At 69.0% G+C, this 24,040-nt stretch carries 23 protein-coding genes; 17 read left to right on the top strand and 6 right to left on the bottom strand.

Annotation, left to right across the window (positions count from 1 at the left end; all coding sequences use genetic code 11):
- Positions 1 to 49: 49 nt before the first annotated feature.
- Positions 50 to 922, top strand: coding sequence for an HAD family hydrolase (locus AC50YC_RS12900; RefSeq protein WP_494953899.1), 873 nt, complete (start codon positions 50 to 52; stop codon positions 920 to 922).
- Between the two features lie 42 nt (positions 923 to 964).
- On the opposite strand, the gene AC50YC_RS12895 is transcribed toward AC50YC_RS12900, so the two are convergent.
- Positions 965 to 1,564 carry a MarR family transcriptional regulator gene (locus tag AC50YC_RS12895; protein WP_494953898.1) on the bottom strand — a complete coding sequence of 200 codons (600 nt, stop codon included), beginning with the start codon at positions 1,562 to 1,564 and terminating at the stop codon, positions 965 to 967.
- A gap of 176 nt (positions 1,565 to 1,740) precedes the next feature.
- Between AC50YC_RS12895 and AC50YC_RS12890 the strand changes: the two genes are divergently transcribed.
- The gene (locus AC50YC_RS12890) at positions 1,741 to 4,206 is read left to right on the top strand and encodes a phosphoketolase family protein (protein WP_494953977.1); all 2,466 of its coding nucleotides are present in this window, start codon (positions 1,741 to 1,743) and stop codon (positions 4,204 to 4,206) included.
- Between the two features lie 21 nt (positions 4,207 to 4,227).
- Here the strand turns inward: AC50YC_RS12890 and AC50YC_RS12885 are convergent, their stop codons facing one another.
- The 3 genes from AC50YC_RS12885 to AC50YC_RS12875 form a co-directional block, all read right to left on the bottom strand.
- The gene (locus AC50YC_RS12885) at positions 4,228 to 4,989 is read right to left on the bottom strand and encodes a DUF429 domain-containing protein (protein ID WP_494953897.1); all 762 of its coding nucleotides are present in this window, start codon (positions 4,987 to 4,989) and stop codon (positions 4,228 to 4,230) included.
- Positions 4,990 to 5,026: 37 nt separating this feature from the next.
- Positions 5,027 to 6,361: a carboxylesterase family protein gene (locus AC50YC_RS12880; RefSeq protein WP_494953896.1), complete on the bottom strand. Its 1,335-nt coding sequence runs from the start codon at positions 6,359 to 6,361 to the stop codon at positions 5,027 to 5,029.
- Between the two features lie 147 nt (positions 6,362 to 6,508).
- Positions 6,509 to 6,997, bottom strand: coding sequence for an inorganic diphosphatase (locus AC50YC_RS12875; RefSeq protein WP_494953895.1), 489 nt, complete (start codon positions 6,995 to 6,997; stop codon positions 6,509 to 6,511).
- 142 nt (positions 6,998 to 7,139) lie between these two features.
- Here AC50YC_RS12875 and dacB point away from each other — a divergent pair, with 142 nt between their 5' ends.
- From dacB to panC, 14 genes are all read left to right on the top strand, one after another.
- On the top strand, positions 7,140 to 8,645 hold the full coding sequence (gene dacB / locus AC50YC_RS12870) for a D-alanyl-D-alanine carboxypeptidase/D-alanyl-D-alanine endopeptidase (RefSeq protein WP_494953894.1): 1,506 nt from the start codon (positions 7,140 to 7,142) through the stop codon (positions 8,643 to 8,645).
- 172 nt (positions 8,646 to 8,817) lie between these two features.
- Positions 8,818 to 9,936, top strand: a complete 1,119-nt coding sequence (locus tag AC50YC_RS12865) for a zinc-dependent metalloprotease (protein WP_494953893.1) — start codon at positions 8,818 to 8,820, stop codon at positions 9,934 to 9,936.
- A gap of 95 nt (positions 9,937 to 10,031) precedes the next feature.
- On the top strand, positions 10,032 to 11,069 hold the full coding sequence (tilS, locus tag AC50YC_RS12860; protein WP_494953976.1) for a tRNA lysidine(34) synthetase TilS: 1,038 nt from the start codon (positions 10,032 to 10,034) through the stop codon (positions 11,067 to 11,069).
- A 30-nt stretch (positions 11,070 to 11,099) separates the two neighbouring features.
- Positions 11,100 to 11,651, top strand: coding sequence for a hypoxanthine phosphoribosyltransferase (gene hpt / locus AC50YC_RS12855; RefSeq protein ID WP_069950289.1), 552 nt, complete (start codon positions 11,100 to 11,102; stop codon positions 11,649 to 11,651).
- A gap of 211 nt (positions 11,652 to 11,862) precedes the next feature.
- Entirely contained in the window at positions 11,863 to 13,932 is a 2,070-nt protein-coding gene (gene ftsH, locus AC50YC_RS12850; RefSeq protein ID WP_494953892.1) for an ATP-dependent zinc metalloprotease FtsH, read from the top strand.
- A 57-nt stretch (positions 13,933 to 13,989) separates the two neighbouring features.
- The gene (gene folE, locus AC50YC_RS12845; RefSeq protein WP_354172032.1) at positions 13,990 to 14,586 is read left to right on the top strand and encodes a GTP cyclohydrolase I FolE; all 597 of its coding nucleotides are present in this window, start codon (positions 13,990 to 13,992) and stop codon (positions 14,584 to 14,586) included.
- Positions 14,587 to 14,597: 11 nt separating this feature from the next.
- Positions 14,598 to 15,539: a dihydropteroate synthase gene (folP, locus tag AC50YC_RS12840; RefSeq protein WP_494953891.1), complete on the top strand. Its 942-nt coding sequence runs from the start codon at positions 14,598 to 14,600 to the stop codon at positions 15,537 to 15,539.
- Positions 15,540 to 15,553: 14 nt separating this feature from the next.
- On the top strand, positions 15,554 to 15,922 hold the full coding sequence (gene folB / locus AC50YC_RS12835) for a dihydroneopterin aldolase (RefSeq protein ID WP_354171815.1): 369 nt from the start codon (positions 15,554 to 15,556) through the stop codon (positions 15,920 to 15,922).
- Entirely contained in the window at positions 15,919 to 16,446 is a 528-nt protein-coding gene (gene folK / locus AC50YC_RS12830) for a 2-amino-4-hydroxy-6-hydroxymethyldihydropteridine diphosphokinase (protein ID WP_494953890.1), read from the top strand. Before folB ends, folK begins: the two co-directional genes overlap by 4 nt.
- The gene (locus AC50YC_RS12825) at positions 16,446 to 16,967 is read left to right on the top strand and encodes a DUF3180 domain-containing protein (RefSeq protein ID WP_494953975.1); all 522 of its coding nucleotides are present in this window, start codon (positions 16,446 to 16,448) and stop codon (positions 16,965 to 16,967) included. The genes folK and AC50YC_RS12825 overlap by 1 nt, the downstream gene beginning before the upstream one ends.
- Entirely contained in the window at positions 16,948 to 17,460 is a 513-nt protein-coding gene (locus AC50YC_RS12820; protein ID WP_494953889.1) for a PH domain-containing protein, read from the top strand. Before AC50YC_RS12825 ends, AC50YC_RS12820 begins: the two co-directional genes overlap by 20 nt.
- A 36-nt stretch (positions 17,461 to 17,496) precedes the next feature.
- A complete protein-coding gene (locus AC50YC_RS12815; RefSeq protein WP_494953888.1) occupies positions 17,497 to 19,056 on the top strand; it encodes a PH domain-containing protein in 1,560 nt (519 codons plus the stop codon).
- Positions 19,049 to 19,957 carry a Rossmann-like and DUF2520 domain-containing protein gene (locus AC50YC_RS12810; RefSeq protein ID WP_494953887.1) on the top strand — a complete coding sequence of 303 codons (909 nt, stop codon included), beginning with the start codon at positions 19,049 to 19,051 and terminating at the stop codon, positions 19,955 to 19,957. Before AC50YC_RS12815 ends, AC50YC_RS12810 begins: the two co-directional genes overlap by 8 nt.
- A 14-nt stretch (positions 19,958 to 19,971) precedes the next feature.
- Positions 19,972 to 20,871 carry a pantoate--beta-alanine ligase gene (gene panC / locus AC50YC_RS12805; RefSeq protein WP_494953886.1) on the top strand — a complete coding sequence of 300 codons (900 nt, stop codon included), beginning with the start codon at positions 19,972 to 19,974 and terminating at the stop codon, positions 20,869 to 20,871.
- Here the strand turns inward: panC and AC50YC_RS12800 are convergent.
- Complete coding sequence (locus AC50YC_RS12800) at positions 20,868 to 21,323, bottom strand: SRPBCC family protein (RefSeq protein WP_494953885.1); 456 nt, start codon at positions 21,321 to 21,323, stop codon at positions 20,868 to 20,870. The two genes, panC and AC50YC_RS12800, sit on opposite strands and share 4 nt — an antisense overlap.
- Positions 21,324 to 21,599: 276 nt before the next feature.
- Between AC50YC_RS12800 and AC50YC_RS12795 the strand changes: the two genes are divergently transcribed.
- A complete protein-coding gene (locus tag AC50YC_RS12795; RefSeq protein ID WP_494953884.1) occupies positions 21,600 to 23,084 on the top strand; it encodes a DHA2 family efflux MFS transporter permease subunit in 1,485 nt (494 codons plus the stop codon).
- 104 nt (positions 23,085 to 23,188) lie between these two features.
- Here the strand turns inward: AC50YC_RS12795 and AC50YC_RS12790 are convergent, their stop codons facing one another.
- Positions 23,189 to 24,022, bottom strand: coding sequence for an alpha/beta fold hydrolase (locus AC50YC_RS12790; protein WP_354171830.1), 834 nt, complete (start codon positions 24,020 to 24,022; stop codon positions 23,189 to 23,191).
- Positions 24,023 to 24,040: the final 18 nt, after the last annotated feature.

Below are 24,040 nucleotides of genomic sequence, written 5' to 3'. Positions count from 1 at the left end.
TGTGGCCTGCGTCCTAGCGGCTGTCGGGGGTGTCTGCTCTACTAGTTAGATGACAACAATGACTGAATCCTCAGTCGCCGGCAACGATGACCGGCGAGACAACAACCGGAACAACGAAAACACAGCAGCCCACAAGCTGATGGTGGCGCTCGACGTCGACGGCACCCTCGTGGACCACGACGGCCACATGTCCGTTCCCGTCCGTGAAGCCGCCCAGGACGTCGTTGCAGCAGGGCACCACGTCACCATCGCGACCGGCCGCTCACTGAACGCGACCCTGCCGATCATTGAGCACATCGGTATCGACAGCGGCTATGCCGTGTGCTCCAACGGCGGCGTCACCCTGCGGCTGGATTCCAGCCTGCCGGACGGCTACGAGTTCGTTCACAAGGCCACCTTCGACCCGGGCCCCGCACTCCGGGCGCTGCGCAAGCGGTTGCCTTCGGCCAAGTACGCGCTCGAGGATGCGGACGGCAACTTCCTCTCCACCGAGCGCTTCCAGGACATGAGCTTCGGGGTGGAGGCAATCGGCGTCGACTTCCAGACCATGCTGGAAGCCACGGCGGTCCGCGTGGTGGTCTTCAGCGCCGAGAACACACCCGAGGAGTTCAACACCGCCATCCGGCACATCGGCCTGGCCGGCGTGACCTACTCGGTGGGGTGGACGGCGTGGCTGGACATCGCCGCCGCCGGCGTGACCAAGGCCAGCGCCCTGGAACACCTCCGCGGCCGGCTGGAGATCGAGGCGCACCGCACCGTCGCCGTCGGCGACGGCCGCAATGACATCGAGATGCTCACCTGGGCCGCCCGCGGTGTGGCCATGGGCCAGGCGCCCGAGGAAGTCATCGCCGCCGCGAACGAGGTCACCCACTCCGTGTTCGACGACGGCGCCGCCCACGTGCTGCGCAGCCTGCTGCTCTAGGCTCCGACCACGCCGAGGGGCTGGCTGGCGGCAAGTGGGCTGTCAGCGCACCTCGAGGATGAGGCCCAGGAGCCTGGCCGCGGCGGGCCGCGCCGCGTGTTCCTCATTCCACTGCGCCCGCGCCACGGCCTTGCTGACCGCCTGGGTGGTGATCCCGAGTTCCTCGGCCACCGCCTTCTGCTGTCCGCGGACCCCGGGGGTCAGCAGGTCCAGGACCCGCCATTCCGCGGGGCTGCGGTCGTGCACGATATGCCCCAGCAGCCGCAGCACGGACTCGGACTCCGCGGCGAGGTCGGCCAGCGGGCCCTCCACAGCCACCGGAATCCGGTCCTTGCCGTTGCGCAGCCGGTCGACGGCCCGACGGGCGTAAATCAGCCCATGGCCGGAGGCGTCCTTGATCTGGTTCGGCAGGGGCTCATTGACGGGCCCGACGCCGATGCCGACGTACCAGCTGCCGGTCCGCAGTGCGATCATCGCCGCTTCGACGGCCTGCTGCGGAGAGTCCACGATGCCCTGGACCTCGTCCTCAACCGAGCGGTCGAAATCAAGGCGCGCCGGGATGTGCCGCAGGTCCTTGAGGAGCTGCGGCACGCAGTCGCCGTCGCGCCGGCTGTCTGTTTGGTTGATGGTCAGCGTGAACATTCTGGGACCACACTACCCGGTGGTAAGGGGCTGGCAAGAGCCGCCCTCCGGCCACGCTCCCGCAGGCTTGTGTCCGGTCCGGGGACGTGTTGCGATGGAGGTTGCGCACTGCCCAGGCACCCCGTGAAGCGAGGAATCCATTGACCAGCGACCTGAACACCGACCTGACCAGCGACCTGAAGTCCGACGCCGATCCGGCCGCCGGCAGCTCCCCGCGGGAGGCTGGCGGCGGGCTGGAACTGGAGCTCGTGGACCGTTGGTGGCGGGCCGCCAACTACCTGTCCGTGGGGCAGATCTATCTTCGTTCCAACCCGCTGCTGCGGGAACCCCTGAGCGCCGGCAACACCAAGTCCAGGCTGCTGGGCCATTGGGGCACCACACCGGGCCTGAACTTCGTCTACGCCCACCTGAACCGGGTCATCCGCCGGGACAGCCAGAGCATGCTGTTCATTGCCGGACCCGGCCATGGCGGGCCGGCTGTGGTGGCGAACGCCTGGCTGGAGGGCACTTACTCCGAGATTTACAGCAATGTCGGCGACGACGAGCAGGGCATGGCTGAGCTCTTCCGGCAGTTCTCCTACCCGGGCGGAATCCCCAGCCACGCCGCCCCGGAGACCCCGGGCTCCATCAGCGAGGGCGGGGAGCTCGGGTATTCCCTGGCTCACGCCTACGGGTCCGTTTTCGACAATCCCGAGCTGATCACCGCCGTCGTGATCGGCGACGGGGAGGCCGAAACCGGGCCGCTGGCGGCGAGCTGGCATTCCCACAACTTCCTGGACCCGGTCCATGACGGCGCGGTGCTGCCCATCCTGCACCTGAACGGCTACAAGATCGCCAATCCCACCATCCTGGCGCGCATGCCCGAAGCCCAGCTGGAACAGCTGCTCCGCGGTTACGGGCACGAGCCGCACTTCGTGACCGTGGGCCATCCGGACGACACGGCGGCCGCGCACCGGGACTTCGCTGCCGTCCTGGACGACTGCCTCACCGAGATCCGGGCGATCCAGTCGGCCCGCCGGAGCGGTACGGCCCAGGCCGAAGGCGACGCAACAGCCGGCGCAACAGCGGACGCCGGCGTGACAGCCGACGACGCCCCGGCCGCCCGCTGGCCCATGATCGTGCTGCGGTCGCCGAAGGGCTGGACCGGCCCCCGGATCGTCGACGGACTGCAGGTCGAAGGAACGTGGCGGAGCCATCAGGTGCCGCTGTCCGAAGTGCGCACCAACCCGGAGCATCTGGCGCAGCTGGGGGAGTGGCTCGAATCGTACCGGCCCGCCGAGCTCTTCGACGACGCCGGGCGCCTGCGGCCGGACGTCGCGGCCAATGCCCCCGGGGGCGCTCTCCGGATGAGCGCCACCCCGTACGCAAACGGCGGCGTGCTGCTTCGGGACCTCAAGCTGCCCAAGTACGAGGACCATGCCGTCCCGGTGGCGCAACCGGGGGTCGAGCGGGTCAGTGCGATGATCACGCTGGGGTCCTGGCTTCGCGACGTGATCAGCCAGAACCCCCAGACGTTCCGGCTGTTCGGCCCGGATGAGACGGCATCAAACCGCCTGCAGGACGTCTATGAGGTCACGGACAAGGTGTGGCAGTACCGGATCGAGGAACTCGATGAACATCTTGCCCGCGCCGGACGGGTCATGGAGGTCCTCAGCGAACACCTCTGCCAGGGCTGGCTGGAGGGCTACCTGCTGACCGGCCGGCACGGCGTGTTCAGCTGCTATGAGGCGTTCATCCACATCGTCGATTCCATGTTCAACCAGCACGCCAAGTGGCTCAAAGTGCACCGTGAACTGGCCTGGCGCCGGCCGGTCGCCTCGCTCAACTACCTGCTGTCCTCGCATGTCTGGCAGCAGGACCACAACGGCTTCTCGCACCAGGATCCCGGCTTCATCGACCACGCCGTGAACAAAAAAGCCGAGGTCATCCGCGTCTACCTGCCCCCGGACGCGAACACGCTGCTCTCCGTGATGGAGCACTGCCTCGATTCGCGGGACTACGTCAACATCGTGGTCAGCGGCAAGCAGCCCTCGCCGACCTGGCTGGGCCCCGCCGAGGCCGCGCACCACTGCCAGCGCGGCCTGGGAATCTGGGAGTTCGCGGGGTCCGAAGTCCCCGGCGAGGAACCCGACGTCGTGCTGGCTTGTGCCGGTGACGTGCCCACGGTCGAGACGGTCGCCGCTGCGGAACTGCTGAAGGCCGGGGCCCCCGGGCTGAAGATCCGGGTGGTCAACGTGGTGGACCTGATGCGGCTGCAGGACGCCAGCGAACACCCGCACGGCCTGACGTCCCGGGACTTCGACGGGATCTTCACGGCGGACAAGCCCATCATCTTCGCCTACCACGGCTATCCGTCGCTGATCCACCGGCTGGCGTACCGGCGGACCAACCAGGAGGGCCTGCACGTGCGCGGCTATAAAGAGGAGGGCACCACCACGACGGCCTTTGATATGGCCATGCTCAACGGGATTGACCGCTTCCAGCTCGCCATCGACGCGATCGACCGGGTGCCGGGGCTGGCGGAGAAGCACTCGCTGCTGCGGCAGGCGCTGCAGGACAGCCGGATCCGGGCGCACAACCACACCCGGGACCACGGGGAGGACTCGACGGAAATCAGCGGCTGGACCCTCGGCCTGGAGTAGCCGCTGGAAGCGGCCGCCCCGCTACGGCCGGCCGCCGCCGAGCCCATTCAGCCCGCCGGTGGGCAGGTGGATCCAGCCCTCCGTCCCGGCGGCCCTGGCGTGGGCGGCATCCGGGCGGAGCGTCAGGCCGAGGGCCACGGCCCGCGCGGTCAGGGATGCGATGAGCGCGTCGAACATGTCATCGGAGCCCGCCAGCCGGTCCTCGTGTCCGGCCAGGTCCAGCCAGGGTGCTGCCTGCTGCAGCCCGTCAAGGAGCTCGGCCAGCCGTTCCGTTTCCGCTCCGCCGCGCCCCTTGTAGCCCCGGGCCAGCAGGCCCCAGGATTTCAGCGACGCCGCCGGGTAGACCTCGGCGAGGCGGCCGCTGCCGTCCCGGGCCTGCGGGCCGTGGTCCCGCGAGATTTTGGCCTGGATGACGGCGCAACGCATCGCCGGGTGGGCCAGCCGGTCGGCGGAGACGCTGAGCGGGGTCAGCCCGGTGCGGGCGGTGACGAAACGGTCGGTGTCCCGGTAGGCCAGCAGCCGGCGTCCTTCGATTCCGTCAAAGTCCAGCACCGGGTGCGGCTCGAAGGCCAGATGCCCGGCCAGGAAGGGCAGGAAGGCGTCCGGCCAGCCCACCGGGCAGTCGATACCGGTCATGTCGCTGGCGCCGAAGAGCCGCACAATCTCCTCGTCGCCGACGTCGAGGGCCAGGTGCGCCAGGCGGGCTGAGCCGTTGTCCCATTCGATGACGGCGGCTGCGGTTTTCCGGGTGGCTGCGGCGAGGTCGACGCCGAGGGACCTCACCGCGGCCCGCCCGGGACGGCAACCAGAGGCCTGCAGGTCATTCGACTCGGACCGAGCGGTACTGCAGGGCACCGGGCAGCGATCCCCGGCTGTCCAGGCCCTCCCCGGCGGCGAAGCGGGCCCACACGGCGCGGAGGGCCCGGCCCTGGGCGTTGATTTCCTCCCAGCTGGCTCCCGCGAGCAGCCCGGCACCTGCCCAGGTTTGTTTGTCCCCGAACAGCAGCGGCAGGTCAACGGTGTGGGCGGCTCCGTAGAAGTTGCCCGGCGCCGCCCAGGAGAGCACGTAGCTGTAGGCCGTGCCGCCGGCCTCGGCGTGCCGGCGGGCGAACTTCCTGGCGGCCCGGCCGTACACCGCCTCGGTGACGGCCCAGTTGATGGCTTTGACGACGGCGGTCCCGAGCACCGGGACCTTGGCCAGCCGGCCGACGACGGGGTTGCGCGGCAGGAACAGCCGGGCCTCCTCGGAGGTGTGTCCGATCAGGACCTCGATCCCGGGAGCAGTGGCGTTCCAGGCGTCCTCAATGCCGGATTCCGGCGGCAGGGGGGAGTGCCCGTACTGGGTGCCGAACGGCATGGCCGCGATCAGCCCGAACTTGCGGGCCACCTGCGACACGTGCCCTTCGATCTCCACGACGTCCATCGCGGGGGTGTCTTCGGTGACGTGTTCCGCCGCGATGCCCATGGCGGTGCTCATCTTTTCCCGGCCCCGGGTAATGCCCAGCGGCGCGCTTTGAATGATGGCGCGCTGGAACAGGGTGGGGGCCTCCGGCGTCGCCATGAGGTGGGCGACGGCGTCGCCGCCGGCGGACTGCCCGAAAGCGGTGACCCGTCCCGGGTCCCCGCCAAAGGCGCTGATGTTGCGCTGCACCCAGCGGAACGCCTCGAGCTGGTCCAGCAGGCCAAGGTTCGCGGGCCGGCCCGTGCCCGTCGCGAGGTAGCCGAACAGGCCCAGGCGGTACGTCACGGACACCACGATGACCCGGTTTTCGGCGACGAGGGCCTTGGGGTCGAAGATGGCCAGGTCGCCGGAGCCGGAGGTGTAGGAGCCGCCGTGGAGCCACACCATGACCGGGACCCGGTCGTTCGCGGTGAGGCCGGCGGGCATGGTGATGGAGAGCCGCTGGCAGTCCTCGCTGCCGGGGAGCTCCCCGTAGCGGGTGCCGAGGATGTCGTCCAGGAACGGCACCGGGGCCTGCGGGCATGCCGGGGACAGGGAGGTGGCCGCGAGGGCCCCGGTCCAGTCGGGGGCACTCACCGGGGGCTGGAAACGTCCCGCGGCGGCGTAGGGGATCCCGGTGGCCCGCACGACGTCACCGTCCCGCCAACCCGTGACCGGACCGCAGGGAGGACTAAAGGAAGGCTCGGCGTTCATGAGCCTACGATTTCACATTTTCCTGACCCGTCACTGACAACGGCCGCTGGGCCTGGACGGCGCTTTAAACAGCAACGCGGGGTCACGTACGGCCCCTATCCGTTGGCCGGATGGGCGGTAGGTGACCCCGCGCTGGAGTTGGGAACGTTAGTGCGTGTGGGGAACGTAACGCTTGATGGACGCCTCCAGCTCAGTCTCGGCGGCCGCGCGGTCACCCCAGCCCTCGGCCTTGACCCACTTGCCCGGCTCCAGGTCCTTGTAGCGGGTGAAGAAGTGCTCGATTTCCTTGATCAGGAATTCGCTGACGTCGCTGATCTCGTTGATGTGATCGAAGCGCGCGTCGACCGGCACGCAGAGCACCTTGGCGTCTCCGCCGCCGTCGTCGGTCATGTTGAACACGCCGATGGGGCGGGACTCAACAATGACGCCGGGGTGCAGGTCAAAGTCCTGCAACAGCACCAGGGCGTCCAGCGGATCGCCGTCTTCGCCCAGCGTGTTCTCAAAGAAACCGTAGTGCGTGGGGTACTGCATCGAGGTGAACAGGACGCGGTCCAGGCGGACGCGGCCCGTTTCGTGGTCGACTTCGTACTTGACGCGTGATCCCTTGGGGATCTCGATGGTCACGTCATGCTTCATGGAATACTCCTCGACGAATTCAGGGGGTTCGCGGCACTCACAAAAGGCTGCCGGCGCCGCCGACTACTATTGAGGATATAGCGAGAGGCCCTGGTTTCAGGAACTAACGGGGACATTTCAGGACTAAAGGACCAGCAGCCGGATGAAACGCAGAACGATCCGCCCGGGCACTGACCCGGTGACCGGGCCCCTGCGGCGGAGCCTCCCACTGCTGCTTCAGAGCCTGCTCGTCGCGGCGCTCGCCCTCCCCGCCGGCGTTGCCGTCGCCCCCGCCTTCCTCGGACCCGGCCCATCCGAAACCGCTGCACAGACCACCCCGCCGTGGCACCAGGTCCCCGGCGCACTGGCCGACCGCAGCAGCGCGGCGGCCGGCACCACCCCGGACGGCATCGAACCGCTCACAGCCACCGCTCCCGTCCCGCAACCCGGTCCGCTCGCGGCCCGGCTGAACGAAACCCTCACGACCGACGGTTCCGGGAACTTCACCGGCGTGGTGCAGGACGCCCTCACCGGCGAGGTCCTCTTCGACCGTTCCGGCGACGAGGTCCGGGTTCCCGCCTCCAACATGAAGCTCCTCACGGCCGCCGCGGCCCTGCGCACCCTCGGCCCGGAACGCCGCTTCAGCACCCGGGCCGTGGCCGGTGCTGCCCCCGGGTCAGTCGTACTCACGGGCGGCGGCGACGTGCTCCTCGGCTCCGGCGAATCCGTGCCCGGCGCCGTGCTGGGCCATGCCGGCCTCGCCAGCCTGGCGCAGTCGACCATCCGGGCCCTGCAGGACGACGGCGTCTCCGTCCCCCTGACGGTTCTGCTGGACGACTCCCTCTTTACCGGCCCCGCGCTGAACCCCGCCTGGAACCCGGAGGACGTGGCCGCCGGTGAGGTGGCCCCGCTGTTCCCGCTGGCACTGAACTTGGCCCGCTTCGACCCGGCCACGACCACCGGCCCGCGCCCCCAGGACGCCGCGATGAGCGCCGCCGAGGCGTTTTCCGGCCAGCTCGCGGCGGCAGCAGCCGACGCCGGGCTGACGGTGGCACCCGGCGTCGCGCGGGTCCCCGCGGGAACGGCCGGCGGCGGCACCAGGGTCCTGGCCGAAGTCCAGTCCGCCACGGTGGGCCAGCAGGTCGATCTGCTGCTGCGCACCTCGGACAACTACCTCACCGAGGCGATCGGCCGCATGGCGGCGCTCGCGGCCGGACAGCCCGGCAGCAACGACGGCGCCGTCGCAGCCGTGCTGCAGCAGCTGGAGGAGCTGAAAATTCCCGCCGCCACACTGCGCGCCGCGGACGTCTCCGGGTTGGCGCTGGCAAACCAGGTCTCCGCCCGGCAGCTCTCCGAAGTGGTCCGGGCCATGACCTCCGGCGCGGACGCCCGGCTGCGTGCCGGCCTCGCCGGGTTCCCGGTCGCCGGACTCACCGGGACCCTGGGGGACCGGTACGTGGACGACCCGGCGTCGGCGGCCGGTGCCGGTCTGGTCCGGGCCAAGACCGGCACACTGAACACGGTCATCGCCCTGAGCGGCTACGTCGTGGACGCCGACGGCCGGCTCCTGGTGTTTTCCTTTATCGGCAACGGACTGACCCCCGGAGCGGGGAACAAAGCCGCGCTGGACCGCACCGCCTCCGTCCTTGCCGGCTGCGGCTGCCGCTGAGGGGGCTGCGGTCGACGTCGAACCGTCGACTGCTCCGCAAACGCCCTTTTGGACCCCCAAAACGGCAGTTGCGGAGCAGCGGATGGCCTGGATGACGGCGATGAGCCCGTGGCCGTTCGCCGCCCGACGAATTTAAGGCACAATGTCAGTCCCCTGTGATCTGATGGAGCTTATGGAGTCCTCTGCCCGCGAGACATCAGCCCAAGCCCAAGCCCTGATCAACTGGGAGCTTGCCGCCTCCACCGCCGCCCGCCTGACGCCGGCCGGCCCCACCCTGGGATCGGCAGAGATCGGCGCCGCCGTCGACAACCTCCGGCTGATGGCGGACCTGTCCGTGCCCCACGTCCATGACATCACCGGCCTGGAGGCCGCCCGCGACCTGCGCGATTCCTCGGTCCTCGTGGTGGACCGCGCCTCCTGGTCCAGGGCCAACACGCAGAGCTTCGCGGTTATGCTGCAACCCGCGATGGAAAAGATGCTCGAGGGCCGCCGCGGCACCCTCAACCCCGGCGCTGCCAGCGTCAGCGGCGCCATCACAGGCAGCCAGCTCGGCGCCATCCTCGCCTTCCTCTCCAGCAAGGTCCTGGGCCAGTACGACCCCTTCTCCGCGCTCGCCGGGAACTCCACCGCCCCCGCTGGCGGCCGGCTGCTCCTGGTGGCGCCGAACATCATCTCCGTCGAGCGTGAAATCAACGTAGAACCCGAGGATTTCCGGCTCTGGGTCTGTCTCCACGAACAGACCCACCGTGTGCAGTTCGCCGCGGCACCCTGGCTGCGGCACCACATGCTGGAGGAGATCGACAGCCTCAGCGGACAACTGCTCGGCAATGTCGACTCCCTGATGGAACGGGCCTCGGCTGCAGCGAAATCGCTCAAGGACCGCACCGCGTCCGGCTCCGCCCCCAGCCGGGGCGCCATCCTCGACCTGCTGCAGAACCCGGAGGAAAAGGCTGCGATCTCGCGCCTGACCGCCCTGATGAGCCTGCTCGAAGGGCACGCCAACGTGGTGATGGACGCGGTCGACTCCAGCATTGTGCCCTCCGTGAAGACCATCCGGCAGCGCTTCAACTCCCGGGCCAAGGACCGCGGCGTGATCGAAAAGTTCATCCGCAGCCTGCTCGGACTCGACGCCAAGATGCGCCAGTACAGCGACGGCTCAAAGTTTGTCCGCGAAGTTGTGGACGTGGCCGGCATGGAGGGCTTTAACAAGGTCTGGGAGTCCGCGGACAACCTGCCGACCGAGCCCGAAATCCACAATTCCAGGCTCTGGCTTGAGCGGATGGGGCACTAGGCCCCGTGACGTCCAGTCCCGTTTCCCGCGGACAACTTCCCAGCGGGCGACGCCGGCCCGGCCGGCTGGCGCCCGTCCTCGGCACGGCACGGAAGATGCTGCAGGACGCACTGGCCGAAGCGGGTTACCCGGAACGGATCCTGGTCGCCTGCAGCGGCGGACCCGACTCACTGGCCCTCGCCGCCGTCGCTGCCTACTTCGCCCGCCGCGGGCACGTGGACGGCCACCCCATCTCCGTGGGCGCCGTCGTCGTGGACCACCAACTGCAGCCCGGCTCAGCCGACGTCGCCGCCGCCACCGCGGTGACCCTGCAGGAACTGGGGCTCTCGCCTGTGCAGGTCAGGGCGGTCGAGGTTGCCTCCACCGGGATGGGGCCGGAGGCGGCTGCCCGGGATGCCCGGCACGCCGCGCTGGAAGCCGCCGCCGACGACACCGGCGCCCAGGCCATCCTGCTCGGCCACACCCTTGATGACCAGGCCGAACAGGTCCTGCTGGGGCTGGCCCGCGGCTCCGGAACCCGTTCGCTGGCCGGCATGCGTCCCGCGCGAGACCGCCTGCTGCGGCCCTTCCTGGGCTTGCGCCGCGCGGACACCCTCGAAATCTGCGAGGTCGAGGGCCTCGACCCCTGGCACGATCCCAGCAACGCGGATCCGGCGTTTGCGCGGTCCCGGACCCGCGTCGAGGTGCTGCCGCTGCTCGAGGAGAAGCTGGGCCCGGGGGTGGCCGAATCGCTCGCGCGGACTGCCGCGATCCTGCAGCTGGACGCCGACTACCTCGAGGACGTGGCCAATGACACCTTCGTCCGGCTGCGGGAACAGTCCGGCGCCACCATCAGCCTCCCGGAGGAAGCCCTGCGCGAGCTGGCGCCGGCCGTAAGGTTCCGGGTCATCGCGAAGGCCGCAGCCGCCGTCGGAGGCGTCCAGCCGAGTTACCAGCGACTCCTCGCCGCGGAAGCACTGCTCCGCCGGCAGGGATCGGCCGGCCCCGTGGAGCTCCCCGGCGGGGTCAGCGTCTACCGGCTCTCGCTCGCCCAGCTCCTCGCCGAAGGGCAGTCCGGCCCCGGCCGTGTTCCCCGCGAAGCGGCCCGCTGTGGGAAGCTTGTATTCCGGCCTCACAAACCGCCCAAAATATAGTTGCCCCCCGCATCTACACAGGAGTTATTGGTGGATTCAAACGACGTCCAGGCAGATCTCAAGCACGTTCTGTACTCCAAGGAGCAGATCCAGTCTCGGATCACCGAACTCGCTGCCCAGATCGACAAGGACTACGAAGGCCGCGATCTGCTGATCGTCGGCGTGCTCAAGGGCGCCGTGATGGTCATGGCCGACCTCGCCCGTGCCCTTCACAGCCACGTTTCAATGGACTGGATGGCCGTCTCGTCCTACGGGTCCGGCACGCAGTCCTCCGGTGTGGTCCGCATCCTCAAGGACCTGGACACGGACCTCATGGGCAAGGATGTCCTGATCGTCGAGGACATCATTGACTCCGGCCTGACCCTGTCCTGGCTCAAGACCAACCTGGAATCCCGCGGCACGGCCTCGGTGGAAATCTGCACCGCGTTCCGCAAGCCCACGGCCGCGAAGGTCCAGATCGACGTCAAGTACGTCGGCTACGACATTCCCAACGAGTTCGTGGTGGGCTACGGCCTGGACTACGCCGAGAAGTACCGCAACCTGGACTTCGTCGGCACCCTGGCGCCGCACGTCTACGAATAGCGCACTGCCGCTACGTCCGGCAGGACAGGTACGGGCGGGACCGGCAGGGGGCCGGCCCCGCCCGGCCCCGCTACGCCCTCAGGGAACTTTTGGACTTCACCGTGCGTGAGCTACTCCGACGGTGTATAGCTAGACACTGACGCAGCACCACACGCGCGCAGAACGGTCGCCGTGCAGCACTACCAGGAGGGACGGGGCCTGCCCCGAACAGATGAAAGCTAAGAGTTTCTTCAAGGGCCCGGGCATCTGGATTGTCGTTGTTGTTGGCATGCTCCTGCTCGCCTTTGCCACCCTGTCCCCGGGAGGCTCAACCCGGATTGATACGGACAAGGGCCTCGCATTGCTGACCGACGCCGGCGGCAAGGTTGAACAGGCAAAGATCTTCGACGCGGAAAACCGCGTGGACCTGGTCCTGAAGGAAAACCTGCAGATTGACGGCCAGGACAAGGGCAAGAACATCCAGTTCTACTACGTCAACGCCCGCGCGGAGGACGTCGTCAAAGCCGTCACAGACTCCCGCCCCCCGAGCGGTTACACCGACCAGCCGGTCGAGAACAACTGGTTCGCCGGACTGTTCTCCCTCCTGATCCCGGTCCTCCTCCTCGGTGTCCTCTTCTGGTTCCTGCTCTCCCGCATGCAGGGCGGTGGCTCCAAGGTCATGCAGTTCGGCAAGTCCAAGGCCAAGCTGGTTAATAAGGACATGCCCCAGGTCACCTTCAGCGACGTCGCCGGCGCCGACGAGGCCGTCGAGGAACTCGAAGAAATCAAGGAATTCCTGCAGGAACCGGCGAAGTTCCAGGCCGTTGGGGCCAAGATCCCCAAGGGCGTGCTGCTCTACGGCCCTCCCGGCACCGGCAAGACCCTGCTGGCCCGCGCCGTCGCCGGCGAGGCCGGTGTCCCCTTCTTCTCCATCTCCGGTTCCGACTTCGTTGAAATGTTCGTCGGCGTCGGTGCGTCCCGCGTCCGCGACCTGTTCGAGCAGGCCAAGGCCAACGCGCCGGCCATCATCTTCGTGGACGAGATCGACGCCGTCGGCCGCCACCGCGGCGCCGGCATCGGCGGCGGCAATGACGAACGCGAGCAGACCCTCAACCAGTTGCTGGTCGAAATGGACGGCTTCGACGTCAAGACCAACGTCATCCTGATCGCCGCCACGAACCGCCCCGACGTCCTGGACCCGGCCCTGCTGCGGCCCGGCCGCTTCGACCGCCAGATCTCCGTCGAGGCCCCCGACCTGATCGGCCGCGACCAGATCCTGAAGGTCCACGCCAAGGGCAAGCCGATGGCGCCCGGCGTCGACCTGAAGGCCGTGGCCAAGAAGACCCCCGGCTACACCGGCGCGGACCTGGCCAACGTCCTCAACGAGGCCGCGCTGCTGACCGCCCGCTCCAACGCCAACCTGATCGACGACCGCGCCCTCGACGAGGCAATTGACCGCGTGATGGCCGGCCCGCAGAAGCGCAGCCGCGTCATGAAGGAACATGAACGCAAAGTCACCGCCTACCACGAAGGCGGGCACGCCCTCGTGGCGGCGGCGCTGCGGAACTCCGCTCCGGTCACCAAGATCACCATCCTGCCCCGCGGCCGTGCCCTGGGTTACACCATGGTGGTTCCGGAGAACGACAAGTACTCCGTGACCCGCAACGAACTGCTTGACCAGATGGCCTACGCCATGGGCGGCCGCGTCGCGGAGGAGCTCGTCTTCCACGACCCGTCCACGGGCGCGTCCAACGACATCGAAAAGGCCACCGGGATCGCCCGCAAGATGGTCACCGAGTTCGGCATGAGCGAACGCGTCGGTGCCGTGCGCCTCGGCCAGGGCGGCGGCGAGCCGTTCCTGGGCCGCGACGCCGGCCACGAGCGCAACTACTCCGACCAGATCGCCTACATCGTCGACGAGGAAGTGCGCCGCCTCATCGAGGGCGCCCACGACGAGGCCTACGCCATCCTGGTTGAAAACCGCGACGTCCTGGATGAGCTGGCCCTCGAGCTGCTGGAACGCGAGACGCTGAACCAGGGCGAAATCGCGCAGGTCTTCACCAACATCCGGAAGCGCGATTTCCGTGAGATCTGGCTCTCCAAGGAGACCCGCCCGATCCGGGACGTTGGCCCGGTGGAGTCCCGCCGGGAGAAGGCCGAACGCGAAGCGCAGGAAGAAGCCAAGGAAGCCCGCCTCGAGGAACCGCTGGACACTTTCCCGCCGCACGCCCAGGGAGTCTCCGGACAGGAGCCGTTCAAAGGCGGTGTCACGGATCTCGGGCCTGATGGCCATCCCGGCTAGGCTTCTTCCGTGACTTCTTTCTTCAACGACGACGACGACGCTCCCGCCACCGGTCCTTTGGCGGCGGGAGGGCCCGTCCCCGGCATCCCCGCCGTGGACCAGCCCCGGATCGAGGCGGCTGTCCGTGAGATCCTGCTGGCCATCGGCGAGGACCCGGACCGCAGCGGCCTCCTGGACACCCCCAAGCGGGTCGCGAAGGCGTACACCGAGATGTTCGCCGGGCTCCACCACGACCCGGCGGAGATCCTGGCCACCACCTTCGACCTGGACCATGAGGAACTCGTGCTGGTCAAGGACATCCCGTTCTACTCCACCTGCGAGCACCACCTCGTGCCGTTCCACGGGGTCGCCCATGTGGGCTACATCCCCTCACACGACGGGAAAGTCACCGGGCTGAGCAAACTGGCGCGGCTGGTGGACATGTTCGCCCGCCGCCCCCAGGTCCAGGAACGCCTGACCACCCAGATCGTCGAAGCCCTCGTCACCCATCTCAAGCCGCGCGGCGCAATCGTCGTCGTCGAATGCGAACACCTCTGCATGTCCATGCGCGGCATCCGCAAGCCCGGCGCCAGGACCGTCACCAGCGCGGTACGCGGGCAACTCCATGACCCGGCCACCCGCGCCGAAGCCATGAGCCTCATCATCGGAAGGTAAGAACACAGACTATGGATTCCCTAGCCGCAGCCCCCGGAACCGGACCCGCGACTTCGCCCCTGCCCGTCCTGCGCAAGTCCCGCCCGGCCGCAAAATTCGGGGACCTTCCCACGGACCGGACGCTCGTGATGGGGATCCTGAACGTCACCCCGGACTCTTTCAGCGACGGCGGCAAACACGCCGCCGCGGACACAGCCATCGCCGCCGGCCTGCGGATGTTCTACGGCGGCGCCGACATCATCGACGTCGGCGGTGAATCCACCCGCCCCGGTGCGGTCGAGGTCGGCGTCGAGGAGGAGCAGCAGCGGGTGCTGCCCGTGATCCAGGCGCTGGTCAAAGCCGGCGCCCTGGTCAGCATCGACACCACGCACGCCGCCACCGCCGCAGCGGCGCTGGACGCCGGCGCCGCCATCATCAACGACGTCTCCGGGCTGACCATGGAGCCCGAGATGGCCGAACTGGTGGCCCGCAGCAAAGCCCCGTACATCCTCACGCACCGCCGCGGCAACGCCAGCACGATGGACTCCCTGACCGAATACGGGAACGTCGCGGAAGACGTGGCCGCGGAACTCGCCGGCGTCCGCGACAAGCTGTACGCGGCCGGGGTTGCCCCGGAACAGATCATCCTGGACCCGGGCCTGGGCTTCTCCAAGAACGAGGAGCAGAACTGGGAACTGCTCCGCCGGCTGGACATCCTGCAGGCCATGGGCCACAAGGTGCTCGTGGCAGCCTCCCGCAAGCGCTTCCTCGGCAGCCTCCTGACCGTGGCCGGCAAGGCCGCCCCGCCGGCCGAACGCGACGACGCCACCTCCGCGGTCACCGCCATCAGCGCCCACCGGGGCGCCTGGGCGGTCCGCGTGCACGACGTCGGCCCCAGCCTCGACGCCGTCAAGGTTGCCGCCCGCATGACCCCGGCGCAGGCACCAGCCGCGCCGGCCGCCGGCGACAACTGAACCGACAGGCCACCATGGACCAGATCACGCTGAGCGGCGTCACCGCCGTCGGCCATCACGGAGTGTTCGATTTCGAGCGGCGCAACGGCCAGCCGTTCGTGGTCGATGCCGTACTGCACCTGGACTTCGGCCGCGCCGCCGCCTCCGACGACGTACGCGACACCGCGCATTACGGTGAAGTGGCCGAATGCATCCGGGCCTGGATCACGGGGGAGCCGCTGAACCTGATCGAGGCGCTGGCCGTGCGGATCGCGGAGGACGTGCTTGCGAAGTTCCCCGTCGCCGCCGTGGACATCACCGTGCACAAACCCAAGGCCCCGATCGAGGTCGAATTCGGGGACGTCTCCGTCAGCGTCCGGCGGACCCGGCAGGAACAGCCATGATCTACACCCGCGCCGTGCTCGCTCTTGGCAGCAACCTGGGGGCGCGCAGCGACACCCTCTCGGCGGCCGTCGCGGACCTCGTCGACCCGCCCGAGGTCCGCCTCCTGGCCATTTCGCCGATCGTGCAGACCAAAGCCGTCGGCGGGCCGGCCGGCCAGCCGGACTTCCTCAACATGGTGATCGCCGTGGATACCACGCTGGCGCCCCTCGAGCTGCTGCGGCACTGCCACGCGGTGGAGCAGAAACACCTCCGGGTCCGTGACGTGCACTGGGGTCCGCGCACCCTCGACGTCGACATCATCACCTACGGGGAGCTGGCCAGTGCCGACCCGGAGCTGACCCTGCCCCACCCGCGCGCGGCCCAGCGGGCGTTTGTGCTGTATCCGTGGTCGCTCATCGACCCCGCGGCCGAGCTCAACGGTGAACGCGTCGGCGAGCTCGCCGCCAAGGCCGCTGACTTCGCCGACCTCATGCCTTTCGACGGCTTCGAAAACCTCCACGGCGTGGCCGGAGCGGCCGAGTGATGAAGCTGACCAGCCCCGTGGTGCTGCTGATGATCAGTGTGGCCGTCGGGATCCTGGGCTGGCTCGCCGCCCTGTTGACCACCCGCTATGGACTGAACACCCCCGTGCTGCCGCTCAACGGACTCATCACGATGGGCGTGATCGTGGTGCTCACCCTCGTGCTCGGCATCCGGGTGCTCCGCTGGCGGAACGGCAAAAAGAAGAAAATGCTGAACCCGATCCTGGCCGCCTGGACCCTGGTCCTCGCCCAGGCCTGTGCCTACACCGGCAGTGTTCTGCTGGGCTGGCATGCCGGGATCTTCGTTGACCAGCTGCGCCTCTGGAACCTGCGCAGTGACCAGACCCTCGCCTGGCAGGCCCTGGCCATGGCCGGCGGAGGCCTGTCGATGATCGGGGTCGGCCTGATGGTGGAACGGTTCTGCCGGATACCGCCCGAGGAGGGCGACGGCGAAACGGCCCCTGGCCGGCAGGAAAAGCGCAAACCCAAATCTGAAGGCGAATATGCGTACCGAGGCGATTGACCCCCCGGGCATCACGTGGCTGCGCGTCTCACCCAAGTACGTCAAGGTGCGGCTCGCCAGCTGGGCGCTGGCCAACCTCGTTGTCGTGGCGCTGCTCTGCGTACCCCTGGTTCTTGTTGTCAACGGCTGGTGGGAGACCTTCCCGCTCTGGCTGGCCCTCGCCCTCCCGGCCGTGATGCTGGTCCTGGCCGTGTGGCGGCTCCTGCTCATACCCCGCCAGGTGCGCGCCATCGGCTATGCCGAGCGTGAAGATGACCTGCTCATCCGCCGCGGCATCTTCTTCCAGCGCACCCTCGTGGTCCCGTACGGCCGCATGCAGTACGTGGACATCGGCGTCGGACCGGTGGAACGCGGCCTGGGCCTGTGCACCCTGAAACTGCACACTGCCTCCGCCGGCACCAACGCGGAAATCCCGGGCCTGCCCGCCGCGGAAGGCGCGCGGCTCCGCGAACAGCTATCCGCCCGTGGTGAAGCACGGCTGGCCGGACTGTGACGGGTCCGCTGTGAGGACCGCCCTCAGGGGAATACGGTGAAGCCGGGCGCGGCCCCGGAGGCGTCCGCCGCCGCCGACGCGGGAACCCCCGACGGCGCGTGGCTGCGCGTGCACCCGGCCTCACCCTTCGTCCGCGGCTGGGTGGCGCTGGCCGCCATTGCATTTTTCTTCTTCCGGGATACCTTTGAGCGGATGCTCCAGGGCGGCCCCCTCGTCGATGAGCAGCTCGCAGGCCGGGCGCCGTGGCTGCTGCTCGGCGGCGGCGTGCTGCTGCTGCTCACCGGGCTCGGCTACGTCCTGAGCTGGTACTTCACCCGCTACCAGGTGGCGGAAGGCTATGTCCGGATCAACACAGGGTTCCTCTTCAAACAGCAGCGGCAGGCCCGGCTGGACAGGGTCCAGGCGATCGACATCGTGCAGCCGCTGCTGGCACGGATCTTCGGGCTGGCAGAGCTCAAGTTCGAGGTCGCCGACGCGGGCGAGTCCGCGGTGCGCCTCGCCTACCTCCGCATGGACGAGGCGCGGGAGCTCCGGGCGACGATCCTGGCCCGCGCCGCCGGCGTGGTCCCGGACCCCGCCCAGCCGGGGGCCGTCGCCGCGGAGGCACCCGAACACGCCGTGCTCACCGTCCCGCCCGGACGCTTGATCGGATCCCTGCTCCTGAGCGAGCAGAGCGTGGTGGTCGTGGTCGGCGGGGTGGCCTCCGTGGTGCTCTCCGCCGCCACCGAGAACCGCAGCTTCTATTTGTTCCTGATCCCGGCCGTGCTGGGCATGGTGGCCGCCTACTGGAACTCCATCAACAGGGGCTACAACTTCACCGCGGCCATTTCCCCGGACGGCATCCGGTTGCGCTACGGGCTGCTGGACACCCAGGCGCAGACCCTGCCGCCGGGGCGGATCCAGGCCCTGCGGGTCAGCCAGCCGCCGCTGTGGCGGATCTTCGGCTGGTATCGGATTCAGGTCAACGTGGCCGGCTACGGTGCCGCGGGAAGCAACGGCGAGGCCTCATCCCGGACCACACTCCTGCCGGTGGGGACCTTCCGCGACGTGCTGACCATGCTCTCCCTGGTCCTGCCCGATCCGGGTACCCCGGAGCCGGTGCGGATCTTCACCGCCGGCGTCAACGGACTTGCGCCTGCCGTGCCGGGCGGGGGACAGGCGGTTTCCGGGACGAACGACGGCGGCTTCGTCACCACCCCGCGGCGCGCCCGGCTGCTGGCCCCCCTGGGCTGGCGGCGCAACGGCTTCACCGCCACCGGCACGGCCCTGCTGATCCGTTCGGGACGCTGGTGGCGGCACCTCGTGGTGGTCCCGCACCAGCGCACCCAGTCCATGGCCCTGGAGCAGGGCCCGCTGGCCCGGCGCTTCCGGGTAGCGGACCTGGTCCTGCACACCACCGCCGGTCCGGTCTCCCCGCGGCTGGTCCAGGCCGGACTCGACGAGGGCCGGGCGCTGCTGGATGCCCAGGCGGCCCGGGCCCGGGCCGCGCGCAAACGCCAGACCAGCGAACACTGGCTGGACCAGGTCCGGCCGCTCGTGGCTGGACCCTCCCTTAGCGAACAACCAAACAGTCAGGAAGACCCGCAGCATGGCTAAACCAGGACGACTCGGCATCGGAATCATCGGCGCCGGCAAGGTCGGCGCCGTCCTGGGGGCGGCGCTGCGCGGCGCGGAGCACGCCATCATCGGTGTCTCCGCGGTCTCGGACGCCAGCCGCGAACGCGCGGAGGCCCTGCTTCCCGGGGTCCCGGTGCTGGACGTGCAGGACATCGTCGAGCGCGCCGAACTGGTGCTCTTGGCAGTCCCCGACGACGCGCTCGGCCCGCTCGTCGAGGGCCTGGCGAAGCTTGGCGCCTGGCAGCCCGGCCAGCTCGTCGCCCACACCTCCGGCCGCTTCGGCGTCGGGATCCTGCATCCTGTCCGCGCCGCCGGCGCCGTTCCGCTGGCGCTGCACCCCGCGATGACTTTCACGGGGATGAGCCTGGACCTGACCCGGCTGCTGGACTGCACCTTCGGCGTCACCGCGGATGCCGCGATGCTGCCCATCGCCCAGGCCCTCGTGGTGGAGATGGGCGCGGAGCCCGTCGCAATCGCCGAGGCCGACCGCACGCTCTACCACGCCGCCCTCGCGCACGGCTCAAACCACCTCGTCACCCTGGTGGCGCAGGCCTCGCAGCTGCTCCGGGAAGTCGGCGTCGAGGCCCCCGAACGGATGCTGGGGCCGCTGCTGCGCGCGACCCTGGAGAACGCGCTCGCCTCCGGCGAATCGGCCCTGACCGGGCCGGTGGCCCGCGGCGATGTGGGCACCGTAGCCGCCCACGCCGAGTCCCTGCGGGAACACGACGGCGGCTCGGGCGGAGATATTCTGGAGGCGTACCTGGCCATGGCCCGGGCGACGGCCCGCCGGGCAGGACGCCGGGGACTGCTGAAGCCGGAGCAACTCGGCGACATCACGCAGGCGCTCGAGGGCCCGGACCACGACGGCCCGCAACCCTAAGGAAGGTCCCCAACTTGGCGATCCAACTCGTGACCACCGCTGCCCGGCTCCAGGCCGAAAGCGCCCGGCTGCTCAAGGAGAAGGGCGGCACCTCGCAGGGCCTGGTGCCCACCATGGGCGCGCTGCACGAGGGGCACGCCGAGCTGGCGCGCACCGCCGTCGAGCAGAACGACGTGGTGGTGGTGAGTATCTTTGTGAACCCGCTGCAGTTTGGCGAGGCGGTGGACCTGGACCGGTACCCCCGGACCCTGGACGCGGACCTGGCGCTGCTGGACGCCGTGGGGGTGGACCTGGTGTTCGCTCCGGACGTGGACGAGGTCTACCCCGGCGGTGCACCCCGCGTCCGGATCAGCGCGGGCCCGGTGGCCGAGAAGTGGGAGGGCGCGTCCCGGCCCGGGCACTTCGACGGGGCCTTGACCGTGGTGGCCAAGCTGCTGCACTACGGGACGCCGGGCGCGGCCGCGGGCCCGGAGCTGCCGGCCTACCGGGCGTACTTCGGCCAGAAGGACGCCCAGCAGCTGGCCCTGGTCCAGGGCATGGTGGCGGACCTGAACTTCCCGGTGGAGATCGTCCCCGTGCCGATAGTGCGCTCCGCGGACGGCCTGGCGCTTTCCAGCCGCAACCGCTTCCTATCCGCCGAGGAGCGCGAGGCAGCGCTGGTGCTCTCGCGGGCGCTGCGGCTGGTCGAGGAACGGGCCAACTCCCACCAGCCGCTGGACCTTGAGTCCGCGCGGGCGCTCGTGGAGTCCCAGCCGCTCGTGGACCTGGACTACTTCGAAGTGGTGGATCCCCGCACCCTGGAACCGCTGGCCGAGAACTGCCGGGACACCCCGTTCCGCGGCGAGGGCCTGGCGATCATCGCGGCAACGGTCGGCCCGGTCCGGCTGATCGACAACGTCCCGCTGGATTCCTAGGCGGGTCCGCTCTCGGCCAGGAGCTTGAGGTTCTCCAGGGTCTGCTCCCTGGCCCGTTCCTGCAACCGTTCCACGAGCACCCGGTCGGCGAATTTCCCGATCGCGGCGCCGGGAACGTTGTATTCGATCTCCACGGTTACCTTGGTGCCGTTGAATTCCGGTTCGTAGTCCCAGGTCTGCCAGCCTTTCAGCGGGCCCTCGAATTCAATGCGCACGTGTTTGCCGCCAGACCCGGTCACAAGGTTCTCGACAACCCGCGTGGTGACCGGGAACGGCACCCCGGCCATCAGGTAGCTGTGCTTGACAATGGTTCCGGCGCCGCCGTCGCCGTCCACGTTTTTTGCCTCGCTGAGATTCACCCACCAGGAGGCCCAATGGCGGGGATCGGTGGCGATCTCCGTGACCCGGTCCACGGGGGCGTCGATCTGAATGCTCTGCTGGATGTGGCCCATCGAAAGCTCCTCTGAACATGTGGTGAGAGTCAGCGCCCAGCCTGAACGGCGGCGCGTCCTGCTCTCAAGGGAACGCCGCCGGGCGTTCCGGGAGTAGGGCAAAAGGTCCCGCCGGGCACCCGCCGGGCATCAGACAGTGCCGGCGCGCGGGATACCGGAGACAGGCTGCGGGAATTTTTTGCCCCGCCGGGAATTACCGCGGCGCATCGCGGGTTGGCACCTGATGTAGCGACGACGCTCGCCGACCCCACTTCAAAACTCCCTGAGGGAACCCTTATGTCTACTGACGTCTCTTCCAAGCCCCCCGGCGATCCCGCGCAGGCCCTGGCCGCCGCGGAGGCCGCCGCACCGCCGGCAAAGATGTCCCGGGAATCGGTCACCGTCATCGCCACCCTGCTGGTCGCCACTTTCGTGGTGATCCTGAACGAAACCATCATGAACGTCGCGCTGCAGCGCCTGATGGTGGATCTCGGCGTCACGGCCCCCACCGTGCAGTGGCTGTCGACCGGTTTTATGCTCACGATGGCCATCGTGATTCCCACGACGGGCTTCATCCTGCAGCGGCTGTCCACCCGCGCTGTTTTTATGCTGGCCATGGGCCTGTTCTCCGGCGGCACGCTGCTGGCGGCGCTGGCTCCGGGATTCGAAATCCTCCTGCTCGCCCGGATCGTCCAGGCCGGCGGCACGGCCATCATGCTGCCCCTGCTGATGACCACCATCCTCACCCTGGTCCCCGTCTCACGCCGCGGCTTCGTGATGGGCAACGTAAGCATCGCCATCTCGGTGGCTCCGGCCATGGGACCCACGGTGTCCGGGCTGATCCTTGAGCACTTCTCCTGGCGCTTTATGTTCGTCTTTGTCCTGCCGATCGCCCTGGCCGCTTTCGCCATCGGCGCCCGGTTCCTGACCAACATCGGCGAAAAGGAAAAGACCCGGCTGGACATCCTGTCCGTGCTGCTGACCGTCCCCGCATTCGGCGGCCTGGTCTACGGACTGAGCCAGATCGGCGGCGGCCAGGGCGGCCAGGGCGGCCCCGGCTCGCCCGCCATCATTGCCCTGGCCGTCGGCGTCATCGCCATGGTGGCGTTTGTCCTCCGCCAGCTGCGGCTGCAGAAGTCCGAGGCGCCCCTGCTGGACCTGCGGGCCTTTACCTTCCGGATGTTCACGGTGTCCGTGCTGCTGCTTGTTGTGGCCATGATCGCCCTGTTCGGGGCCGTGATCCTCCTGCCGTTGTACCTGCAGGAGATCCGCGGGCTGTCGTCACTGGAGACCGGGCTGACCCTGCTGCCTGGAGGCCTCGCGATGGGCCTGCTGGGCCCGTTCATCGGGCGGATCTTCGACAAGGTGGGCCCGCTGCCGCTGGCTGTCACCGGCTCCGCCCTGCTGGTGGTGGCACTGTTCCAGTTCTCCCTGCTCGACGCGGGCACACCGGTCGGCTGGATCGTCACGCTGCACGTGGGCCTGAGTGTGGGGCTGGCCCTGATCTTCACGCCGGCGTTCACCACCGGGCTGAACCCGCTGCCGCCGCACCTGTATTCCCACGGCTCCGCCATCATGAGCACCCTGCAGCAGGTGGCCGGCGCCGCCGGTACCGCACTGCTCGTCTCGATCTACGCGGTGGTGTCCGCCAGTGCGGGAATCGTCGCCGGAATGCACGCGGCGTTCCTCACGGCTTCGGTCATCGCCGTCGCCGCCGTCGTGCTGGCCGCGATGATGCGCAAGACCGCCGCAGCGGAACACCCCGCCCCCGCCACGCACTAACCCGAGCCTGACCCGCTTAACCCACCGCGGGGTCACTCAGCGCCCCTCCGGTTGCCCGGACTCGACGCTCAGTGACCCCGCGTCGTGCTGGTGCGGCGTGTTCGCTAGCTGGCGAAAAACGCGCTGAGTTCGGAGATGAGCTTGTCCGGTGCCTTGTTGACGCCGTCGTGGCCCATGCCCGGGAGGATCGTGTAGCTGGAGCCGGAGAGCACCTCGTGGATCTGGGCGCAGGCCACACCGAAGTACGCCGGGCTCTTCTCCCCGACAATAATCAGGGTTTCCAGCGGCAGTTCCAGGAACGGCTCGGCTGGCATGTCGGCGGCGATGATGGCCTTGATCTCCCGGACGCCGGTCTTCATCAGCTCGCGCATCTGCTTGCCGAGCGGGGTGCCGGCGGAGAGTTTGTTCGCCAGGGTCAGCATGGACAACGGCATCCGGGACAGGGCGCTGCCGGTCTCGAGACCGCGGAGCAGCACGGCGAGGGCGCGGTCGTCGTCGCCGGCCGCCGTCGCCTTCTCATATTCGGTGGTCCAGTCCGCGGTGACGCTGTGGTTCACGGAGACGGCCGGGTCGTACACGGCGAGGCGCTCCACCGGCAGGGTGCGGGCGGCGTGCAGTGCCACCGCGCCGCCGAAGCTGTGCCCGAAAACGTCCGTGCTGGAGGTGTGCTTCATCACCGCGTTGAGGTCTTTGATGTCCACGTCGAGGGTATAGTCCTCCGGCTGCGGGGACGAGGAGCCGCGGCCGCGCCGGTTGAAGGTATGCACCGGGCGCCCCAGGGAGGCGCTGAGCTTCTGGGCGAAGCGGGTGTAGTCGGCGGCGGTCACCATGGAGGCCGCAACGACGACGACGCCGGAGCCCGCCGAGGCCAGCTCGGCGCCCGTGCTGAAAAGCTCGATCGTTCCGCCGTCGGGGGTTCTGATGTTCTCGCGGGTCATGCTCCGAGCCTAGCCGAG

This window comes from Pseudarthrobacter sp. MDT1-56, assembly GCF_059383555.1.
This window is presented reverse-complemented; position numbering and strand designations above follow the sequence as displayed.